Here is a 4099-nt window from a genome sequence, read left to right on the forward strand (position 1 = left end):
AGTCCAGGTAATGCGCCCATTGCTCGCGCTTCAGCGGCAAGCCTTCGCGCAGCGCCGGCTCGTCGACCTGGATCATGCCGATGCCTGCGGCCTCGAGCGCTTCGACCTCATCCCGGAGCGCAAGCGCAATCTGGTAAGCGACCTCTTCGCGCGTCTTGTCGTCGCGCACGAACGACCAGTTGAGAATCGTGATCGGACCGGTCAGCATCCCCTTCACGGGCTTCGACGTGAGCGACTGCGCGTAGACGGTCTCGGCGACGGTCATTGGCTCGGGCAATTCGACATCGCCGTAGATCACGGGCGGCTTCACGCAGCGCGAGCCGTAGGACTGGACCCAGCCCTTCGCCGTGAAGGCGAACCCTGCCAGCTTCTCGCCGAAAAACTCGACCATGTCGGTGCGTTCGAATTCGCCGTGAACAAGCACGTCGAGCCCGATCTCGTTCTGGATGTCGATCCATTCGCGGATCTGCGCTTGAATGAACGATTCGTACTGCGCGGGCGACCACTCGCCCTTGCGCCACTTCTGCCGCGCGCCGCGCACCTCGGGCGTCTGCGGGAAGCTGCCGATCGTCGTCGTCGGCAGCGGCGGCAGCTGCCACTTGGCGTCCTGGACCGCGCGGCGGGCTTCGAAGACGCTGGCACGCGCCGCCGGCTCCGACGCGAGCGAGGCCATGCGCGCCCTGACGCGCTCGTTCGTGCGCGCGGGGGAGCGCTGCAGCGCGTCGCGGCTGCGTTCGGCGGCCTCCAGCTCGGCGGCGATCGCCTCGACGCCTTGGCGTCCTGCCTTCGCGAGCAGCACGAGCTCCGCGAGCTTCTCGTCGGCGAAGGCGAGCGCGCCTTGCAGGTCGGCCGGCAGCGCCGTCTCGCGCGCCGCGCTGACCGGCACGTGCAGCAGGCTCGACGACGGCTGCACGAGTATACGGTCGGCCGAGACAGCTCCGCGGAGTGCGGCGACCGTCGCCCATTTGCCGCGCAGGTCGGCCTTCCAGATGCCGCGGCCGTCGATCAGGCCGGCGCCGAGCGTCTTGTCGGCCGGGAAGCCTTGCTCGCGGACCGCCGCGAGATTGCGGCCTCCGTCGTGTACGAAGTCGAGCCCGATGCCGTGAACCGGCAGCGAGACGACGAAGCCGTACTCGTCGACCGATTCGAAGTACGTTTGCAGCATGATCCGGACGCCGGGCGCTTCGCTCGTCAACGTCTCATAGATGCGCCGCACGCGGGACAGGTCGTCCTCGGTCAAGCTCGTCGCCAGAATCGGCTCGTCCACCTGCACCCATTGGACGCCCTCGGCTTCGAGCTCGCGCAGCACCTGCGCATACAGCGGCAGGAGACGATCGATCCAGCCGTCCAGCTCCTCCGCGGCATAGCCTTTGGACAGCTTCAGATACGTATACGGTCCGACGAGGACCGGCCTGCCTTCGATCCCGAGCTCCGCCTTGGCTTCGCGGTACGCTTCGAGCGGGCGGTTGACGGTCAGCTGCGGCTTCGCGCCCGTGCCAAGCTCGGGCACGATGTAGTGGTAGTTCGTGTTGAACCACTTGGTCATCTCGCTCGCTGCCGAATCCCGGTTGCCTCGCGCAATCGCGTAGTAGGTCGCCAGGTCGACCTCGCCGCCGGTGTAACCGAAGCGCTCAGGCACGATGCCGAACATCGCCGACGTGTCCAGAATGTGGTCGTAATAAGTAAAGTCGCCGACGGGAATGACGTCGATGCCTGCGTCCCGCTGCTTCCTCAGGTTTTCCAGACGGATCTCTTTCAGCGTCGCGTTCAGCGTCGTTTCGTCCAGCTTGCCGGCCCAGTACGCCTCCAGCGCCTTTTTCCATTCGCGGTCTTGCCCGATGCGGGGATACCCCAGATTGCCGCTCTTCATATGCCTTCTCCTCTGCCTTCCAATATGGAGCAAAGCCACTCTCGCCGATTCGATCGGCGGCCGCTTTGACTGCTAATTGAAAGATAGCACAGGCTTCCAGGTATAGCGTAACTTCAAAATACTATTGCCGGCTATAGCCTGCGGCTATATCGGCGGCTAGTGCGGGCTCATTCGATCGCGGTCGCTTGCTCCAGCGCTTCGACGTAGGCGACGGCGAGCTTCGAGAGCGCGGCGTTCTGATGACTGATCCAGCCGACATGGATCGTCTCTTCGCTCGCAAGCGGCACCGGGATGATCTCGTTGCCGTTCAGATCCGCGCTCAGCACGCCGGTCGAGATCGTGTACCCGTTCAGGCCGATGAGCAGGTTGAAGAGCGTGGCCCGGTCGTTTACTTTGATGCTTTTTTTGTGCGACAGCGTGCTCAGAATTTCCTCGGCAAAATGGAACGAATTGTACTCGCCCTGCTCGAAGTGCAGGTACGGATAATCGTCGAGCTGGTCGATCGTCACGACCTTGTGCTTCGCAAGCGGATTGTTCACGCTGACGAAAATATGCGCCTTGGCGGTAAACAGGCTCGTAAACTTCAGGTTCGCGTCGCGCAGCAGCCGCTTGATGACCTTGGCGTTAAAATCGTTGATGTACAAGATGCCGATCTCGCTGCGCTGGCTTTTGACGTCCTGGATGATCTCGTGCGTCTTCGTCTCCCGGAGCGCGAGCTCGTACTCGTCCTGCCCGTGCTCGCGGACGAGCTGGACGAACGCGTTTACCGCGAACGCGTAGTGCTGCGTCGACACGGAAAAATGCTGCGGCGCGGGCTTGGCGCCGAGGTATCGGTTCTCGAGCAGCTCGGCCTGCTCGATCACCTGCCGCGCGTAGCCGAGAAACTCCGCGCCGGCTTTGGAGAGCGAGATTCCTTTGTTCGTGCGTTCGAAAATGGTAATCCGAAGCTCTTCCTCCAGGTCCTTGATCGCGTTGGAAAGGCTGGGCTGCGATATAAAAAGGCGCTTGGCGGCTTCGTTCATCGAGCCGCGGTTCGCGACCTCGATAATATAGCGCAATTGCTGAAGCGTCATGGCATCGATTTCCTTCCTGTCCTGTCCTGTCCGGGCGGGTTTGACCTTAATGATACCATGACTTGAACACCCGGTCAGCCGCCTCGCGTTTGGCGCCGGCCCCCTCGGCTGCGTCAACTATGCGCGGCCAGCTCTCCCGGCGCTTGGGGGAACGGATCGGCGAGAAACCGCCAATCCGCCGCCAGCTCCTCGTCCGTCAGCAGGCAGCCGTCCAGCTCGTCCTCGATCGACCGGCGATCCATGTCGATACCGATCAGCACCAGCCGGTTGACGCGGTCGCCGTAGTCGGCATGCCAGCCTTGCGCCAGCTCCGGCTCCTCGCGGAGCAGCTGCTCGCGCTCTCCGTCCGGCAGCGCGGCGATCCACCAGCCCGCGGGCCCCATCTGAATGGACGGCCCGGCCTGGCTGAACGACTGCGCGACGGCGTGGCGGGTCGGCAGCCAGAGCGTTCCTTTTGCCCGAACGATCTCCGCCGGCCACTCGGACATCCATGCCATCAGCCGGGCGGGATGAAAAGGAAGCCTGCGTTCGTAGACGAACGACGAGATGCCGTATTCTTCCGTCTCCGGCGTATGATGCGGCTTCTCCAGCTCCCGGATCCAGCCCGCCGACGCGCTGGCGCGCTCGAAATCGAACGATCCGGTATTCAGAATCGCGGCCGGATCGACCTTGCCGTTCGTCGTGCGAATGAACCGCGCCGTCGGCTGCAGCGCCCGCAGCACCCGCTCGAGCGCGTCCAGGCTGTCCGCGTCCAGCATGTCGCATTTGTTCAGCAGCAGCACGTCGCAAAATTCGATCTGGTCGACCAGCAGGTCGGACACTTCCCTGATGCCGGCGTCGCCGGCGGCCTGGCTGCGCCCGAGCGGCGTCTCGCCGGAGGAGTAGTCGTGCCAGAAGCGGTTCGCGTCCACGACCGTGACCATCGTATCCAGACGGCACAGCTTCGTCAGATCGATGCCGAGCTCTTCGTCTATGTAGCTGAACGTCTGAGCGACAGGCAAAGGCTCACCGATGCCGGGCGACTCGATCAAAATGTAGTCGAACCTGTCAAGCCGCGCCAGACGCTCCACCTCCGGCAGCAGGTCCACGCGCAGCTTGCAGCAGATGCAGACGTGCGTCATCTCGATGAGTGTCTCAACCGTTCGGGATACGCCTA

3 protein-coding genes are annotated in these 4099 nt (G+C 63.6%); all 3 read right to left on the minus strand.

Annotation, left to right across the window (positions count from 1 at the left end; translation table 11 throughout):
- A partial coding sequence (gene metE / locus KVT38_RS33145) for a 5-methyltetrahydropteroyltriglutamate--homocysteine S-methyltransferase (protein ID WP_217598009.1) occupies positions 1 to 1870 on the minus strand: 1870 nt, incomplete at its 3' end.
- 167 nt (positions 1871 to 2037) lie between these two features.
- Positions 2038 to 2943, minus strand: a complete 906-nt coding sequence (locus KVT38_RS33150) for a LysR family transcriptional regulator (protein ID WP_217598010.1) — start codon at positions 2941 to 2943, stop codon at positions 2038 to 2040.
- 113 nt (positions 2944 to 3056) lie between these two features.
- Positions 3057 to 4099 (minus strand): CobW family GTP-binding protein (locus KVT38_RS33155; RefSeq protein ID WP_217598011.1); only part of this gene is annotated, 1043 nt, incomplete at its 5' end.

It is taken from the genome of Cohnella sp. GbtcB17 (genome assembly GCF_019091135.1).
GTDB lineage: Bacteria > Bacillota > Bacilli > Paenibacillales > Paenibacillaceae > Cohnella.